12 protein-coding genes and 1 pseudogene are annotated in these 18,351 nt (G+C 59.1%); 4 read left to right on the top strand and 9 right to left on the bottom strand.

All coding sequences use genetic code 11. The features are described from left to right. From DBR00_RS20970 to purL, 3 genes and pseudogenes are all read right to left on the bottom strand, one after another. Positions 1–78, bottom strand: a pseudogene (locus tag DBR00_RS20970) (NGG1p interacting factor NIF3); the annotation flags it as partial. Between the two features lie 147 nt (positions 79–225). Further along, entirely contained in the window at positions 226–495 is a 270-nt protein-coding gene (locus tag DBR00_RS08090; protein WP_108486680.1) for a CDGSH iron-sulfur domain-containing protein, read from the bottom strand. A gap of 18 nt (positions 496–513) precedes the next feature. Next, on the bottom strand, positions 514–4,410 hold the full coding sequence (gene purL / locus DBR00_RS08085) for a phosphoribosylformylglycinamidine synthase (RefSeq protein ID WP_108486679.1): 3,897 nt from the start codon (positions 4,408–4,410) through the stop codon (positions 514–516). 222 nt (positions 4,411–4,632) lie between these two features. On the opposite strand from purL, the gene mltF reads away from it, so the two are divergent. Next, entirely contained in the window at positions 4,633–6,093 is a 1,461-nt protein-coding gene (mltF, locus tag DBR00_RS08080) for a membrane-bound lytic murein transglycosylase MltF (protein WP_108486678.1), read from the top strand. 6 nt (positions 6,094–6,099) lie between these two features. Here mltF and tadA read toward each other — a convergent pair whose 3' ends face one another. The 6 genes from tadA to DBR00_RS08050 form a co-directional block, all read right to left on the bottom strand. Further along, positions 6,100–6,582: a tRNA adenosine(34) deaminase TadA gene (tadA, locus tag DBR00_RS08075; protein WP_108486677.1), complete on the bottom strand. Its 483-nt coding sequence runs from the start codon at positions 6,580–6,582 to the stop codon at positions 6,100–6,102. Between the two features lie 92 nt (positions 6,583–6,674). After that, positions 6,675–8,045, bottom strand: coding sequence for a multicopper oxidase family protein (locus tag DBR00_RS08070; protein WP_108486676.1), 1,371 nt, complete (start codon positions 8,043–8,045; stop codon positions 6,675–6,677). Positions 8,046–8,214: 169 nt separating this feature from the next. Then, positions 8,215–9,195 carry a bifunctional 2-polyprenyl-6-hydroxyphenol methylase/3-demethylubiquinol 3-O-methyltransferase UbiG gene (locus tag DBR00_RS08065; RefSeq protein WP_158271555.1) on the bottom strand — a complete coding sequence of 327 codons (981 nt, stop codon included), beginning with the start codon at positions 9,193–9,195 and terminating at the stop codon, positions 8,215–8,217. Positions 9,196–9,993: 798 nt separating this feature from the next. Continuing rightward, a complete protein-coding gene (gene guaA, locus DBR00_RS08060; protein ID WP_108486674.1) occupies positions 9,994–11,574 on the bottom strand; it encodes a glutamine-hydrolyzing GMP synthase in 1,581 nt (526 codons plus the stop codon). A gap of 227 nt (positions 11,575–11,801) precedes the next feature. Continuing rightward, positions 11,802–13,271, bottom strand: a complete 1,470-nt coding sequence (guaB, locus tag DBR00_RS08055; RefSeq protein WP_108486673.1) for an IMP dehydrogenase — start codon at positions 13,269–13,271, stop codon at positions 11,802–11,804. Between the two features lie 117 nt (positions 13,272–13,388). After that, entirely contained in the window at positions 13,389–13,940 is a 552-nt protein-coding gene (locus tag DBR00_RS08050; protein WP_108486672.1) for a sugar ABC transporter ATPase, read from the bottom strand. Between the two features lie 105 nt (positions 13,941–14,045). Here DBR00_RS08050 and xseA point away from each other — a divergent pair, with 105 nt between their 5' ends. The 3 genes from xseA (at position 14,046) to DBR00_RS08035 (ending at position 18,082) form a co-directional block, all read left to right on the top strand. Continuing rightward, positions 14,046–15,425, top strand: a complete 1,380-nt coding sequence (gene xseA, locus DBR00_RS08045; RefSeq protein WP_108486729.1) for an exodeoxyribonuclease VII large subunit — start codon at positions 14,046–14,048, stop codon at positions 15,423–15,425. 50 nt (positions 15,426–15,475) lie between these two features. Then, positions 15,476–16,300: a peptidoglycan DD-metalloendopeptidase family protein gene (locus DBR00_RS08040; protein ID WP_108486671.1), complete on the top strand. Its 825-nt coding sequence runs from the start codon at positions 15,476–15,478 to the stop codon at positions 16,298–16,300. Between the two features lie 105 nt (positions 16,301–16,405). Beyond that, positions 16,406–18,082, top strand: a complete 1,677-nt coding sequence (locus DBR00_RS08035) for a flagellinolysin (protein WP_108486670.1) — start codon at positions 16,406–16,408, stop codon at positions 18,080–18,082. The last annotated feature ends 269 nt before the right edge of the window (positions 18,083–18,351 follow it).

The raw sequence follows: 18,351 nt of genomic DNA, 5'->3' as shown, positions 1-18,351 counted from the left end.
CCCACCACCGGCACTGAATACGGCGGTTTTCACCGCCTCAAGATGGGTTTCAGGCACGTAAAAACACAGTTTGTACATCAAAGTCTCCGCCGGCAAGACTGACAAAAGGCCGCACAATAATAATGACAGCAATAATGGCATTTGGCCTTACCAGCCGTTCGCGGGGTTCATCACACTTGCGCACTCAGGTCATGTTTTTTGCCTGAGGTAGCAGAGCAAGCCCGTCTAGATACCACACCAGAAGCGCCGCCAACGAGCCATGAAGCCGCTTACCGGCTGGTTATGGCTACCATCACAATAGGGTAGACGCTGCGACTGCCCGCAACGACAAAGCAGCAGAAATTGCTCACGCTCAGGCTGCAGTTCAAACGCATCAGAGCAGGCGGAAACACAATCAGGAAACTGGGACGAACGCCCGCAGCGGCACAGCAGCAAGGTATCGCCAGGTTTGACCTGGCGCACCTCAGGCAGAATCGGCGCCGGCTTACTCGACATAAGCCGGCGCCATCCGGATCAATCCACCCACACGCGGGCATTGCGGAACATGCGCATCCAGCCAGCATCTTCCTGCCAGTCATCCGGCTTCCAGGAGTTCTGCACGGCACGGAACACTCGCTCCGGATGCGGCATCATGATGGTCACGCGACCGTCACGGCTGGTCAAACCGGTGATCCCGCGCGGCGAACCATTCGGGTTGGCCGGATAGGTTTCGGTGACCTTGCCGTGGTTGTCGATAAAGCGCATGGCCACACAGCCGGACAGGTCCGCTTCGAGCAGGGCTTCCTCGTTTTCGAACTCGGCATGACCTTCGCCGTGCGCAATGGCGATCGGCATGCGCGAACCGGCCATGCCTTGCAGGAAGATCGATGCCGACTCCTGCACCTGGACCATCGCTACACGCGCCTCGAACTGCTCGGAACGGTTACGCACAAAATGCGGCCAGAACTCAGTACCGGGGATCAGCTCGTGCAGGTTGCTCATCATCTGGCAACCATTGCAAACACCGAGAGCAAAGCTGTCTTTACGCTCAAAGAAGGCCTGGAAGCCATCACGGGCGCGGCTGTTAAACAGAATCGACTTGGCCCAGCCCTCACCGGCACCCAGCACATCACCATAGGAGAAGCCGCCGCAGGCAACCAGGCCCTTGAACTCGTCCAGGCTGACGCGACCGCTAAGGATGTCGCTCATATGCACGTCGATGGCGTTAAAACCAGCGCGGTCGAAGGCCGCTGCCATTTCCACCTGGCCGTTGACGCCCTGCTCACGCAGCACGGCGATCTGCGGACGCACACCCTTGCGGATGTACGGCGCGCTGATGTCCTGATTGACGTCGAAGCTGAGCTTGGCCGACAAACCCGGGTTTTCCTCATCGAGGATGGTGTCGAACTCCTGCTCGGCGCACTGCACGTTGTCGCGCAGACGCTGGATCTGGTAACTGGTTTGCGCCCACTGGCGCTGCAGCAGACGGCGCTGGCCGCCAAACACCGGCTGACCATTGAAGCTGATGGCCACGTCGTCGCTGTTGACCGGCTGACCGATTACCGCCACGCAGTCGCCCAGACCGGCGGCGCTGAACTGTGCCAGCACTTCCGGGGTGGCGTCCTGATGCACCTGAATCACCGCGCCCAACTCTTCGTTGAACAGCACGGCGGCCAGCTCAGCGCGGTCGTCGGCCAAAGCATCGAGGAACAGGTTCAAGCCGCAATGGCCGGCAAAGGCCATTTCCAGCGCGGTCACCAGCAAACCACCGTCGGAACGGTCGTGGTAGGAGAGGATATGACCGTCAGCATTCAGGCCCTGGATCACTGCGAAGAAGGCCTTGAGGTCTTCAGCGTCATCCACATCCGGTGCCTGGGTGCCGAGCTTGCCGTAGACCTGGGTGAGGATCGAGGCGCCCATGCGGTTCTGCCCACGGCCCAGGTCGATCAGGATCAGGTCGGTTTCGCCCTTGTCCATGCGCAGTTGCGGGGTCAGGGTCTTGCGAATATCGCTGACCGGCGCAAAGCCGGTCACCACCAGCGACAGCGGCGAGGTCACGCTCTTGTCCGTGCCCTCATCGCGCCATTGGGTTTTCATCGACATCGAGTCCTTGCCCACCGGTATGGTGATGCCCAGCTCCGGACACAGCTGCATGCCAACCGCTTTCACGGTGTCATACAGGCGCGCGTCTTCGCCCGGGTGGCCGGCAGCGGCCATCCAGTTGGCGGACAGTTTGATGTCGGAGAGTTTTTCGATGCGCGAGGCCGCCAGGTTGGTCAGCGTCTCGCCAATCGCCATACGTCCGGAGGCCGCGGCATCCAGCAGCGCCAGCGGCGTGCGCTCGCCCATAGCCATGGCTTCACCGGTGTAAACGTCAAAGCTGGTGGCGGTTACCGCGCAATCGGCCACCGGCACCTGCCACGGGCCAACCATCTGATCACGCGCCACCAGACCGGTAATGGTGCGGTCACCGATGGTGATCAGGAAGCTCTTGCTGGCCACAGCCGGGTGATGCAGTACGCGGGTTACGGCATCGTCAATGTCCACACTGGCGGCAGTGAAATCGTCGCCCAGTTCGGCTTCGCGGGTCACCGAACGGTGCATGCGCGGTGGCTTGCCGAGCAGCACTTCCAGCGGCATATCCACCGGGGTGTTGGCAAAATGACTGTCGGTCACGGTCAAATGGGCTTCTTCGGTGGCTTCGCCGACGACCGCGAACGGGCAACGCTCACGCTCGCAGATGGCCTTGAAGCGTTCGAAATCAACAGCACTGACGGCCAGTACGTAACGCTCCTGAGACTCGTTGCTCCAGATCTCGTGCGGCGCCATGCCGGGTTCGTCATTCGGCACGTTGCGCAATTCGAAGCGGCCGCCGCGGCCGCCGTCATTGACCAGTTCCGGGAAGGCGTTGGAAATACCACCAGCACCGACGTCGTGAATAAACGCGATCGGGTTGGCGTCGCCCAGCTGCCAGCAGCGGTCGATCACTTCCTGGCAACGGCGTTCCATTTCCGGGTTTTCGCGTTGTACCGAAGCGAAATCCAGGTCAGCCGAGCTGGCACCGGTGGCAACCGACGACGCCGCACCACCACCCAGGCCGATGAGCATGGCCGGGCCGCCAAGCACGATGAGCTTGGCGCCCACGGTGATCTCGCCCTTCTGTACGTGATCTGCGCGAATGTTGCCCATGCCGCCGGCGAGCATGATCGGCTTGTGGTAGCCGCGCACTTCGTCGCCATGGGGCGTGCTGATCGCTTGCTCGAAGGTACGGAAGTAACCGGTCAGGGCCGGACGGCCGAATTCGTTGTTGAACGCCGCGCCACCCAGCGGGCCTTCAATCATGATGTCCAGCGCGGTGACGATGCGCTCGGGTTTGCCGTACGGCACTTCCCACGGCTGCTCAAAGCCCGGGATGTTCAGGTTGGAGACGGTGAAACCGGTCAACCCGGCCTTCGGCTTGGCGCCTCGTCCGGTGGCACCCTCGTCGCGAATCTCGCCACCAGAACCGGTGGACGCGCCAGAGAATGGAGAAATGGCGGTCGGGTGGTTGTGCGTCTCCACCTTCATCAGGATATGCACCGGCTCCTGCACCGCACCGTACTGGCGGGTTTGCGGATTCGGGAAGAAACGCCCGGCGCTGTGGCCGACGATCACCGAGGCGTTGTCCTTATAGGCGGACAACACGTTCTCGCTGTGCATTTGGTAGGTGTTCTTGATCATGCCGAACAGCGACTTGTCCTGGCTTTCGCCGTCGATGTCCCAGCTGGCATTGAAGATCTTGTGGCGGCAATGCTCGGAGTTGGCTTGAGCAAACATCATCAGTTCGATGTCGTGCGGGTTACGCCCCAAACCCTGGAAGGCATTGACCAGGTAATCGATTTCATCTTCTGCCAACGCCAGGCCCAACTCGACGTTGGCCGTCTCCAGCGCGGCGCGACCGCCACCCAGAATGTCGATCGCCATCAGCGGTTTGGGCTGGGCATGGCTGAACAGCGCTGCGGCACCTTCGAGGTTATCCAGTACCAGCTGCGTCATGCGGTCATGCAGCAGATCAGCCACCTGCTGCGCCTCGGCGGCATTCAGCTCACCGCTGACGTAGTACGCCAGGCCGCGCTCGATACGCTGAATCTTCGCCAGGCCGCAGTTGCGGGCAATGTCGCTGGCCTTGCTCGACCAGGGCGAGATGGTGCCGAAACGCGGAATGGTCAGAAACAGGCGGCCATTAGGCTCCTGCACCGGCACACTCGGGCCGTATTTCAGCAAACGAGCCAATACCTGCTCTTCGTCAGCGCTAAGCACGCCGGACACTTCGGCAAAGTGCGCGAACTCGGCATACAGGCCAGTGACAGCAGGAACCTTGCTGGTCAGTTGTTCAAGCAGTTTGCCGTGACGGAAAGCAGAAAGGGCGGGAGCGCCGCGCAGGATCAACATCGGGGACAGCCTCTGGGAAGGGGTGTACTTTGAGGCCGTGCATTCTAGCCTAAAGCGCTGCCAACGGCACCCGTGGCGGCCAGGCTCTATTAGCTATACCTGACAAACCACAAGCACGCTGCAAATGAGCGTTTTCGGCAGATTCGATGCGGCGCCGCGCTAACAGAGACGGCTGATGCTGTCGATATATGGCGCACTGCAGGCTTTGCGTATACTGCGTCAATGTTTGCCCAATCTGCGTTCCGTGCGCGCTGCGCCTGCTGGCTGTCGGTGATCGGAATCCTCCTGCTGCTCGGCGGCTGTGCTGAAGAACCCAGCACGCTCGAGCGCGTTCAGGCGGAGGGTGTACTGCGGGTGATCACCCGTAACAGCCCGGCGACCTACTTCCAGGATCGTAACGGCGAAACCGGCTTCGAATACGAGTTGGTGAAGCGTTTTGCCGATGACCTTGGCCTCGAGCTGAAAATCGAAACTGCCGACAACCTCGACGAGATGTTCGCCAGCCTGAACAAACCCAACGGCCCAGTACTGGCCGCCGCCGGCCTGGTAGAAAGCGACGGACGGCAGCAATACGCACGCTTCTCCCTGCCCTATCTCGAAGTCACCCCCCAGGTGATCTACCGCAACGGCCAGCAACGGCCAACCCGCCCGGACGGTCTGCTCGGCAAACGCATTCTGGTACTTAAAGGCAGCAGCCATGCTGAACAGCTCGCCACGCTCAAGCTGCAACTACCAGAGCTGGCCTACGAAGAATCCGCCGCCGTCGAGGTGGTCGACCTGCTGCGCATGGTCGATGAAGGGCAGATCGACCTGACCCTGGTCGACTCCAACGAGCTGGCGATGAATCAGGTGTATTTTTCCAACGTGCGCGTGGCCTTTGATCTCGGTGATGCACAGAGCCTGGCCTGGGCCACCGCCCCCGGCGAAGACCGCAGCCTGCTCGACGAGATGAACGCGTTTATCGAACGCGCGCAGAAAAACGGCAGCCTGCAGCGCCTCAAAGACCGCTACTACGGCCATGTCGACGTACTCGGATATGTCGGCGCCTACACCTTCGCCCAGCACCTGCAGCAGCGCCTGCCGCGCTACGAAAAATACTTCCGCGAGGCCGCACAGACCAATCAGGTGGACTGGCGCCTGCTGGCGGCCATGGGCTATCAGGAGTCTCTCTGGCAACCCAGCGCCACGTCGAAGACCGGCGTACGCGGGCTGATGATGCTGACCTTACGCACCGCGCAGGCCATGGGCGTGTCAGATCGCCTGAACCCCAAGCAGAGCATCGAAGGCGGCGCCAGATACATTGTGCACGTGAAGAACCAACTGCCGGAGAGCATTCAGGAACCTGACCGCACCTGGTTCGCCCTGGCCTCCTACAACATTGGCGGTGGTCATCTGGAAGATGCACGCAAGCTCACCGAGGCCGAAGGGTTGGACCCAAACAAGTGGCTGGACGTGCAGAAAATCCTGCCGCGCCTGTCACAAAAGCAGTGGTACAGCAAAACCCGTTACGGCTATGCCCGTGGCGGCGAACCGGTGCATTTTGTGCGCAACATACGCCGCTACTACGACATCCTCACCTGGGTAACCCAGCCGCAACTGGAAGGCTCACAGCTGGCCGAGAGCAACCAGCACCTGCCAGGTATCGACAAACGCCAACCCAATGAGCAGACCCCGCCGCTGTAAAACCCGCTAACGCTGCTCACGCCGCGCCTTGAAGAAAGCACTCAGCACCGCACCGCATTCCTGCGCCAGCACACCGCCCTCCACCAAAACGCGGTGGTTGAGAAATGCCTGATTGAAGAACTCGCCGCGACTGATCGCCATGCCCGCCTTCGGCTCAGTAGCGCCATACACCACGCGCTGCACACGAGCATGCACGATCAGCCCGGCGCACATGCTGCACGGTTCCAGGGTCACATACAGGGTACTGCCCGGCAGGCGGTAGTTATCCACGGCCAGGGCCGCGGCGCGAATTGCCACCATCTCGGCATGGGCGCTGGGGTCATGGGTGGAGATCGGGCAATTGAAGCCGCGCCCAACAATCTGCTCATCCTGCACCAGCACGGCGCCGACCGGCACCTCACCCAAAGCGGCGCCCTCGGCAGCCAGGATCAGGGCCTCGCGCATAAAATGCTGATCACGCGAACGGTCAAATATCTGTACTTTCTTCATAGCCTGAATCCGTAGGGTGGAAGGCCACCCCGCGTAAAACCGCGAAGTGTTTTCCACCAAAAATCCGGTGGATGTAAAAAGCGACAGCCACCCTACACCACCTCGATTGATGCCATCAGCCCGGTTTCCATATGGTCGATCACATGGCAATGAAACATCCATACCCCGGGATTATCCGCAACCAGCGCCACGCGTGCGCGCTCATTCTTGCCCAGCAGGTAGGTGTCGGTGAAATACGGGATGATCGATTTGCGATCCGAGGCCAGCACCTTGAAGGTCATGCCGTGCAGATGGATCGGGTGCTGATACTGGCTGAGGTTGCGCAACTCGAAGATATAACTCTTGCCCAGCTGCAAGCGGGCAATCGGCCGGTCAGCACAGGTTTTGTCATTGATATCCCAGGCCTGTCCATTGATCTGCCAGAAACTGTGCGCGGCGCCCTGCGCCAACCCGGTCGACACCGCGCCCGCCCACTCGAAGTTGAAATTGATGGTTTGCGCATTGGCCAAATCCGGCTCGGCCACCGGGTTGGCCGGCAAGGCCGGCGGCCAATCACCTGCAGGCTCGGCACTGCTGATGGCGCGCAGAGTCGCCAAACGCAGCGGCCCATTGCGCAGCGACAACATCTGACCTGCAGCGGGCACCCTCAGCCCCAGCTCGATGCGCATGCCAGGCCCCAGCCAATATTCCTTACCCAGTGGTCGCGGCTCGACCGGATTACCGTCCAGCGCGTAAATCCGCGCGTCGCCGCCGGGCAGGTTGAGCCGATAAGTCAGGGTGTTGTCCAGGTTGATCAAACGCAAACGCACCACCTGTTCGGCAGGCAATCCCAGGATCGGCGCATGCACGCCGTTGACCGTACTCAACCTCCCTGGCGTGCCGCCGCGCGCCGCTTCACGCGGCACACTGAAGTCGGTGAATCCCCCCCGCTCATCGACATGCCAGCTTTTCAGGCTCAGCGTATGGTCGTGACGAAAACCGCTCGGCTCGCGCTCCTCAACAATTAATGCGCCGACCAACCCGCGCCCCAGTTGCTCGCCACTGGCCGTATGCGGGTGGTACCAGAAGCTGCCTGCGTCTGGGGTGATGAAGTTGTAGTCGAAGTACTCCCCCGGCAGCACCGGCGCCTGCGACACATAAGGCACACCGTCCATCTCCAACGGCAGACGAATGCCGTGCCAGTGAATGGTGGTAGACACATCCAGCTTATTAATGAAGCGTACCCGCAAGCGCTCACCCTGGCGGCAACGCAGCTCTACTCCGGGCGCCTGCGCGCCATAGGCCCAGGCCGAGGTGATATGCCCCGGCACCAGCTCGATATCCAGCGGCGCAGCGATCAGCTCATAGTCGTGCGTTGCAACATTCTCCGGGCGCCCCAGCCAATAGCGCACACCGCCAGCACCAAGCCCGGCGACGCCCAGACCGGCGAGGCCGACAAGCACTTGTCTGCGGGTAAACGACATCCTCATCCTCAGCAACCTGTAGGCATATTCAGTTGCGGGATCTTCTCATTATCACCAACAAGAAAACGAGCCCACCAGCAGAGGCGGGTTGCCGCAGTTCCAACCTGCACGCGTGGAAAACGGCCTAACACATCGTGTAAAAATACAAAATGCCACTGAAACCTGACGCTTATTTGCGTCTACACAATACGCAAAACAGATGATAATTTCCGTGAATGGAGTAGGCCCCCCCCATAAACCCAAGGCGTGACAATAAAAGCTTTAAAAAGCTTATCAACCTCAAAGATCTTAAAAGGGCAACCAATCCAACCTTAAACCTTGAACCCCAAGCCCCCTCAACCACATTAGTTATAAAATTACTACTCGATGGAAAACCAAGCTGCTGATAATGCCAAACTGAAAGCTTATTTTCGCGACACAATTCTGATACAGCCCCACTCGTCAAGTACTGCATATGTTCCAAATCAACACGAAGCGTGATTTTTTGGCGATCTAAATCAATGGCTTCCCCATTGGGGGTCCATATTAAAATCTTACCGGTTTCACTAAGCAAGTCACACAATTCAGTGACAAGTCGAGCTGGATTTAGCGGATGCTCAATTACATCATTTAAAACAATAAGATCATACGTTTCACCTAGAGACGTCAAAACATCAACGCCACCTAGAAAAACAGAATCAAGACCAAGCTTGTGACAAGTCGACACGGCAGAACGATCAAGTTCGACACCCGCTACCCAAGCACCCAATCTTTTAGCTTGATATAAAAAAGAACCCGTCCCACACCCAAAATCTAAGACCTTATATGCAGCAACGCTGACAGACGCCATATCCTTTTTAAGAAAAATCAACCTCGGATCAGAGTTAAGATTCAGATTATTCAACTCGAACTTCAAAGCCTCAATATCTCTCGCCACATCCCCACCAAAGTACGCCTCATGATAAGAGCTATAAAACTCATTGAGCGCCTCCTCTGAAGGCGATGGAGATACGTAGTAGCCAGTACACCTGAAACACTTTAAAACAGAACAATTGTCAGGACGAATGTACGATGGCTCAATGTTTTCTGCACCACAAAAAGGACATTCTCTATTTTCGAAGCACGATGAATCCCAACTTATCATTCGCTTATCGAGAGGCTCAAGAATCATAGTATTCCCCTGCATGGCTTTAGCTCAAGTTATTCAAGAAACAAGCCTCTTCGTACGACGACCACCAACCGGATAAAAGCATATAAACGGGGCGCTGATATTAGCCGCACCAGTGGAGTTCTTGCCAAGCAGAAGATGCGTGCCGAGGGGCTTGAGCTTGCCAAGCAACAAAAGCATGACACTGCAGGGCAGCAAAGCAAGATCAAGCACTTCAGCCTCAAATCTACAGACTTTAAGATCGCACTGGATTGTTAAAGTCGTTAACAATCCAAACGCATCAAGAATACGAAAACCACTGCATTCCGCCAGCCTATCGTAGGCTTGCCATTTGCGATACCCGACATAATAGAGCTCAACCTTCCAAAAGACTTAACCAAAAAATCGACCCAACCCACACCCTCAAGCCGCCACTCATTACCTCAACAAGTTACTTAAAAATGGATTAGAGCTTAACAAAACTGCTATCAAGGTATTGGGGCATACCAAAGCCGACAGAAAAGTTAAATGAGGCTATCTGACGTGCAGCGAATAAACCGGGTTGAATCACCTCTGGCATCACGGACACTCCAACTTTTTAGAACTGGAGCCACTATGGGAAAATCACCGAAGTTTCCTGAGGCAAGGGACATGGTATTGAGCGTATGCATGACATCGGATGCAGTCACTACCACGCCACATTAAACACCGCGCCTGGCGATGCAGAACGCCATCTGCCCCCCAAAAAACCAAAAACCCGCAATTACGCGGGTTTCAGGGTACTTTTTTGCGAGATCATGCCGGCCTATGCCGGACGCGCGATCACTCCCACTCGATGGTGGCTGGCGGCTTGCTCGATACGTCATAGGTGACGCGGGAGATGCCTTCGATCTCATTGATGATCCGGCCACTGACGGTTTCCAGCAGCTCGTAAGGCAAGTGCGCCCAGCGTGCGGTCATGAAATCCACGGTTTCCACGGCGCGCAGGGCCACGACCCAGGCGTAGCGGCGGCCGTCACCGACCACACCGACCGATTTCACCGGCTGGAACACCACAAAGGCTTGGCTGGTCTTGTGGTACCAGTCGGCCTTGCGCAGTTCTTCGATAAAGATGTGATCCGCCCGACGCAGCAGGTCGGCGTATTCCTTTTTCACTTCACCGAGGATACGCACGCCCAGGCCCGGGCCGGGGAATGGATGGCGATACACCATGTCGAATGGCAAGCCCAGCTCCAGGCCGATCTTGCGCACTTCGTCTTTGAACAGCTCACGCAGCGGTTCGACCAGTTTGAGGTTCATTTCCTCAGGCAAGCCGCCGACGTTGTGGTGGCTCTTGATCACGTGGGCCTTGCCGCTTTTCGCGCCAGCCGACTCGATCACGTCCGGGTAGATGGTGCCTTGGGCGAGGAACTGGATGTTGTCCAGCTTGCTGGCCTCGGCATCGAACACATCAATAAAGGTGCGACCGATGATTTTGCGCTTCTTCTCCGGATCGGCTTCGCCGGCCAGGTTGCCAAGGAACTGCTCTTCAGCGTTGGCGCGAATCACTTTGACGCCCATGTTCTCAGCGAACATGGCCATCACTTGCTCACCTTCGTGAAGGCGCAACAGGCCGTTGTCGACGAACACGCAAGTCAGCTGATCGCCAATGGCCTTGTGCAGCAATGCGGCGACCACCGAGGAATCCACGCCACCGGACAAACCGAGCAGCACGTTGGCACTGCCCACCTGAGCGCGAACCTGAGCAATGGCGTCGTCAACGATGTTCGACGGCGTCCACAGGGCTTCACAACCGGCGATTTCCAGCACGAAGCGCGAGAGGATACGACCACCCTGCTTGGTATGGGTCACTTCCGGGTGGAACTGCACGCCGTAGTAGCCGCGCGCATCGTCGCTCATGGCGGCAATCGGGCAGCTCGGGGTGCTGGCGAGAATGCTGAAGCCTGTCGGCATGGCCGTGACCTTGTCACCGTGGCTCATCCACACGTCCAGACCCAATAGGCCGTCATCATCAACATGGTCTTCAATGCCAGCCAGCAGGCGGCCCTTGCCAACTACATCAACGCGGGCATAACCGAACTCGCGGACATCCGAGCCCTGCACCTTGCCGCCCAGCTGCTCAGCCATGGTCTGCATGCCGTAACAGATGCCCAGCACCGGCACACCCAGGTCGAACACTGCCTGCGGCGCACGCGGACTACCCGCCTCATGCACCGACTCCGGGCCACCAGCAAGGATGATGCCGCGCGGCGCGAAGGCACGAATATCATCGTCGCTCATGTCAAACGGGTGCAGTTCGCAGTACACACCGATTTCGCGCACACGCCGGGCGATCAGCTGGGTGTACTGGGAGCCGAAGTCCAGAATCAGAATGCGGTGAGCGTGGATGTCTTGATGAGCCATGGCCGTCTCTCGTAGCGGAATTCACAAATGACGCGGGGCTGCCCCATCGTTCTCAACAGCAGCAGCCCCGTGTATTCAACAGTATTAAAAATCGTTGGATTCGCGTCGCGAGCGCAGCTCAGGCAAGGCGGAAAGTAGCAAGCAAGCGCAGTTGGCTGGAGCCAATGAGCATTGCGAGCTGCTTTCCAACACCGCATGAGCAAGCGCAGCAGCGATCCGGCGATTTTTCAGCCCACGCGGTAGTTCGGGGCCTCTTTGGTGATCTGTACATCGTGCACATGCGACTCGGCCATGCCAGCACCAGTGATGCGCACGAACTCCGGCTTGCTGCGCATTTCTTCAATGGTCGCGCAACCGGTGTAGCCCATGGAGGCACGCAGGCCGCCCATCAACTGGTGAACGATGGCACCCATCGCCCCCTTGTAAGGCACACGGCCTTCGATACCTTCCGGCACCAGCTTCTCGGCACCGGCCGAAGAGTCCTGGAAGTAACGGTCCGAGGAGCCTTGCGCTTGCGCCATGGCACCCAGCGAGCCCATGCCGCGGTAGGCTTTGTAGGAGCGTCCCTGGAACAACTCGACCTCGCCCGGTGCCTCTTCGGTACCGGCCAGCATGGAACCGATCATCACGGCGGATGCGCCGGCCACAATGGCTTTGGACAGGTCACCGGAAAAGCGGATGCCGCCATCGGCGATCAGCGGTACGCCAGTACCCGCCAGTGCAGCCGCCACGTTGGCCACGGCAGAGATTTGCGGCACACCGACACCGGCAACGATACGGGTGGTGCAGATCGAGCCTGGGCCAATACCGACCTTGACCGCATCAGCACCGGCTTCAGCCAGAGCCTTGGCGGCTTCGCCGGTGGCGATGTTGCCACCGATCACCTGCACGTCCGGGAAGTTCTGCTTGACCCAACGCACGCGGTCGATCACGCCTTTGGAGTGGCCGTGCGCGGTGTCGACGATGATCACGTCAACGCCGGCATGCACCAGCGCAGCCACGCGATCTTCGGTGTCGGCACCGGTACCGACCGCCGCGCCGACGCGCAAACGACCCTGGTCGTCCTTGCTCGCCAGCGGGTAGGCCTTGGCCTTCTCGATGTCATTGACGGTCATCATGCCCTTGAGACGGAATTGATCGTCGACGATCAGCACACGTTCAATACGGTGTTTGTGCAGCAGTTTGCGCACCACCTGGGTGTCTTCGCCTTCTTTGACCGTGACCAGACGCTCTTTCGGCGTCATCACATCGCGCACCTTGGCACCCATGTTGGTTTCGAAACGCACGTCACGGCTGGTGACGATACCGACCAGATCACCGTGGTGCAGCACCGGCACACCGGAGATGTTGTTTTGACGAGTCAGGTCGAACAGGTCGCCCACAGTCGCGTCAGCCTCGATGGTGATCGGATCTTTCACCACACCAGACTCGTAACGCTTGACCTTGCGTACTTCGGCTGCCTGCTGCTCGGGTGTCATGTTCTTGTGGATGATGCCGATGCCGCCTTCCTGAGCCATGGCAATCGCCAGACGGGCTTCAGTCACGGTGTCCATGGCAGCAGAGAGCAATGGAATATGCAGTTCGATGCCGCGGGTCAGGCGCGTTTTGAGGCTGACATCCTTCGGCAGAACTTCGGAATAACCTGGAATAAGTAGAACGTCGTCGAAGGTAAGAGCTTCTTGACTGATACGCAGCATGGCGGGGGCTCCCAGACGGGAAAATAGGAAGCGCGCCATTATACTCAGACGCCCCCCTGCACTCAACGCAAAGTATCGACTGGTCAGCTGGACGCTTTGCCAGCCGGCCACCTTGTTCTACAAATCGACCCGCACCAGCGAGATCGGATGCCCCAGGCGCGCCGCAAACTCGTCCAGAAAGCCCTGTTTGAAGCCTGCATCCGCCCAGTTGTTAAAGATAAAACCCAGGTTGGAAAAGCCGCAGGACTGGAGAAACAGAAAACCGTTGATGTCGTCTTCATGGCCACACAGCGGGCAGATGAAATTATCGGTATACCCCGGCATCCACTCTTCCAGGCTGTCGAACAACCTTTCGCCCACTTCGCGCCGGCACTCAGGACAACCCGCCTCCTCAAGAAAACCTAACGTCGGGGTATAGATGCAGCGTTTGTAGATGATCTCCAGGCCATGCACCGCCTGCCCAAACGGCAGCAGCTCGGGCCGTTCGACCACCCACCGCGCGCCTTCGGCAATGCCATAGCCCATCTGTTTGAAGGTACGCCCGCAAGTGCTCAGTTGCTCCTCGATGATGTTCTGCTTGACCAGCCAGCGCACGATCAACCGCGCCCGCGCCTCATGGCCGGGAAAGCTGGAAATCTGCGGCACGATGATGACCTGCTGCTCACTCATATAAAAACTCGGTTTGCGTTGAAGGCGCGCAGCTTAATGGCCACACGACACCGGTCAAGGCCAATCCCCTATGGCCGATCGGGTAAAGCCTTTACTATGCCAGCCATGATCAAAGACCCTTTCCAACGCCTGAACCTCGACCGCGAGGTGCTCAGCGTCAGTCAACTGAACAATCGCGCACGCCTGCTGCTGGAAGATGTTTTCGGCGGCATCTGGGTCGAGGGGGAAATTTCCAACCTGGCCAAGCCAGCGTCCGGGCACATTTATTTCACCCTTAAAGATAGCCAGGCCCAGGTGCGCTGTGCGCTGTTCCGGCAGAATGCGGCCAAGGTGCGCCAGGCACTGCGCGATGGTTTGGCAGTCAAGGTGCGCGGTAAGGTTTCATTGTTTGAGGGCCGCGGTGACTACCAGCTGATTCTCGATGCCGTCGAACCCGCCGGCGATGGCGCGCTGCGCCTTGCCTTCGAGGCCTTGAAGGCAAAACTCAACGCCGAAGGATTGTTTGCTGCCGAGGGCAAAGTCGCCCTACCGGCTCATCCGAAACGCATCGGCATCATCAGCTCACCGACTGGCGCGGTGATCCGCGACATCATCAGCGTGTTCCGCCGCCGTGCGCCGCTGGTCGAACTGACTCTGATTCCCACCGCAGTACAGGGCCGCGAGGCCACCGCACAGATTGTTCGCGCCCTCGGTATCGCTGATGCAAAAGGCTTTGATGCGCTGATCCTGGCCCGTGGCGGCGGCTCACTGGAAGACCTCTGGTGCTTTAACGAAGAACCGGTGGCCCGCGCGATTGCTGCCTGTAACACCCCAATCGTCAGCGCCGTGGGCCATGAGACCGACGTATCCATCGCCGATTTCGTTGCCGACGTGCGCGCCCCCACGCCTTCGGCTGCCGCTGAACTGCTGGCCCCCGACAGCAGTGAACTGGTGCAGCGCCTGCACAATCTCAAACGTCGCCTGAACCTGCACATGCAACATCGGCTGGAGCGCGAACGCATGCGCCTAGACGGTTTGCAGCGGCGCTTGCGCCATCCCGGCGAGCGCCTGCGCCAGCATGCCCAGTGTATCGATGACTTGGAGATGCGCCTCGGCCGCGCCTTCGAACGACAACTCAACAGTCGCCGCGAACGGTTGAATCACCTGCAAATTCGCCTGCTGAGTCTGCACCCGGAACGCAACCTGAAACTGCTCGAGCAACGCCTGCAGGCCCTGGCCGAGCGTCTGCAACGCAGCATGCGCGAGGGCCTCAAGGCACGCCGCCTGCAACTGCACAGTCAGGTACAAACGCTGCATGCGGTCAGCCCACTGGCCACCCTCGGCCGCGGTTACAGCATCCTGCTGGATGAGCGCGGCCGTGCCATCCGCAACGCTGCCGACACCTGCCCCGGGCAACGCCTGAAGGCGCGCCTGGGCAACGGCGAGCTGGATGTGCGGGTCGAAGACAACCATGTGCAGCCGGTTACCTTATCGCTGCTCGATTGACCTTTATTGCAGGTGGATACGCTTCGCGTTACCCACCCTACGGATATTCAATGCGCCTGTTCACACTTATCACCCTGCTCTGCCTCGCCCTGCCCTTGCACGCCGAAGGCTTTATCAGCCGGCTGCTGAATAAGCCGGTGCCGGGCGGGGTGGCAGTAGTCGATCTAGGGCCAGCAGCCAGCGCCCCCAGCGTGCGCTATCAGAACAAGCCCGTGCTGGTCATTCATGAGGATCAGCAGCGCTGGATCGCCATCGTCGGCATACCGCTGGGCATCAAACCGGGTAGCCAGCAGATCAGCGTCAACGGCAGCCAGACGCTGAGCTTCCGGGTCGGCAGCAAGCACTACGTCGAGCAACGCATCACTATCAAGAACCAGCAGCAGGTCAACCCGAACGCCAAGAACCTTGCGCGCATCGAGCGCGAACTGGCCGAGCAGACCCGCGCCTATCAGCAGTTCAGTGCGCGCCAGCCGAGCAACCTGCTGTTCGACAGACCGGTCAACGGGCCGCTGTCGAGCCCCTTCGGCCTGCGCCGTTTTTTCAACGGCGAGGAGCGTAATCCTCACTCCGGGCTGGACTTCGCCGCCAATAGCGGCACACCGATCAAGGCTCCGGCCGCTGGCACGGTGATCCTGACTGGTGACTATTTCTTTAATGGCAAGACGGTGTTTGTCGACCACGGCCAGGGCCTGATCAGCATGTTCTGCCACCTCTCGACCATCGGCGTGAAGGTCGGCGATGAGCTGCCACGCGGCGGCGTGCTCGGCAAAGTCGGCGCCACCGGCCGCGCCACCGGACCGCATTTGCACTGGAATGTCAGCCTCAATGATGCACGCGTCGATCCAGCGATCTTTATCGGCGCCTTCAAGCCATGACCACTGGTCGGCTAACCCCTGAAAAACATTTCAAGTAAATACACAGAGTGCCGATTCGCTATGTGACGCCGGGCCTTCCGCTCGGCCGAGTGGATACGCACGCCGATGCTGACGGTCAATACCAACATCTCGTCGTCGTTCACGCGTCGCCAACTGGAGAGCAACAGCACGGCCCTCGGTACTTCGCTGCAGCGCCTGTCCACCGGACAGCGCATTAACAGCGCCAAGGATGATGCCGCCGGGCTGCAAATCTCCAACCGTCTGACCTCGCAAGTGCGGGGGCTGAACGTGGCCACGCGCAACGCCAACGACGGCATATCGCTGCTGCAGGTAGCGGAAGGCGCTTTGCAAAGCGTCACCGACGCCCTGCAGCGTATTCGCTCGCTTGGCTTGCAAGCCATGAATGGCTCCAATGGCGCCAGCGACCGCACCGCACTCGACCAGGAAGCCCAGCAACTGCTGCAGGAAATCAGCCGCGTCAACGAAACCACCACCTTTGCCGGTCGGAAAATCTTTGACCAGGGGACGTTTTCGGTACTCGGCGACCTCGATCAACGCGCCGTACTCAACTCTCTGAGGGGCTTCTGGATCGGTGAAGGTGAACAGCGCGTACTTGATGCATTTGGCCTGACTGCCGATGGCGCCGAATTGGAGATCACGTTCACTGATGATCCGTCCAGCCAAGCCCTGGCCTCAGTGTCGGGCACCTCTGGCGCGGGCGGGAAAATCTTTAACCAGGTGCTCAATGTCAACCTGGCCTATTTTGATGCCGCCACCTTGCCCAACGGTGGCAGCACACCGCAGTACACCGACCGGGTGATTGCCCACGAAATGGCCCACGCCGTCATGGGTCGCACAATGAACTTTGCCGGATTGCCCAGCTGGTTCATCGAGGGCACCGCCGAAGCGGTACAAGGTGCCGATGAGCGCTTGTCAGCTGATACCACCGGCGGCACCAATACAGCAGCGATACTGACCGCCTTCAACGCCGATGATGTCAGCGGCTCAGCCGGCTACTCCGGCGGTTATGCCGCCGTACGCTACATGCATGACGAGATCAAGGCCGCTGGCGGCAAAGGCATCAAAGACATCATGGGCTACCTGCAAAAGAACAGCGGCTCCACGCTGGACCAAGCCCTGACCAATGCCAGCAAGGGCGCATTCGCCAGCCTGGCGGACTTCAGCACGCAGTTCAATGCGGATGCAGCCGCCTATGTGGCTGGACTTAATCTGACCAATGCCGATACCGGTGCAATTGGTGGCCTTGATGCCGACGGTGGCAAAGAACTGACTGCTGAAAACGTGCTGCCCAACCAGGGCGCCGGACGGCCCGGCTCACTCGGGTTCAGCCTGGTGGAACCCACCCTGTTCAACGCCAACGGTGTAGGGGGTAACGCCCTGACCCAGCTCCAGATTGGCGCCCAGGCTTACGAAACGATCCAATTCGGCTTCAGCTCCTTCAGCGCCGACGCACTGGCCCTCAGCCGCGTAGACCTGAACAAGACCCCTGGGCTGGCGGTCATGGACATCGATGATGCACTGGCCTATATCGACCGCCAGCGCGGCTATATGGGTGCCCTGCAAAATCGCCTGGAGAGCACCATCAGCAACCTGCAAAGCATCTCTGAAAACTCGGCAGCTAGCCGTTCGCGCATTCTCGATACCGATTTTGCTGTAGAAACCTCCAATCTGGTTTCCCGCCAGATCATTCAACAGGCAGCCCAGAGTGTGCTGGCCCAAGCCAACCAGCGCCCCCAGGCCGTTCTCAGCCTACTGGGATAGCCCCGCAATAAAACACCGCCGCAACGTAAAAAACCGCAAAAAAAATCATAAATATTTGCATGCACGCACCAAAATAGCGTTTTCTAGCTATTGCTTGCCAGCTTTCACCTCAAAGTTTAGGGTTGGCGCTATGAGTCCCCATCACACCCTTATCTTGCTGCGCCAACATGCCAACCTCTGCCTGGTAAGCCAGCGACTGCGTGGCTGAATGTTCAAGCATACGCCCAGCCCTATTTTCTCAGTTTTAGCCCGGCTCGCCGCTTGCAGCC

This window comes from Pseudomonas sp. HMWF032 (assembly GCF_003060885.1).
GTDB lineage: Bacteria > Pseudomonadota > Gammaproteobacteria > Pseudomonadales > Pseudomonadaceae > Aquipseudomonas.
The sequence above is the reverse complement of the archived record's forward strand: the minus strand, read 5'-3'. Positions and strand labels throughout refer to the sequence as shown.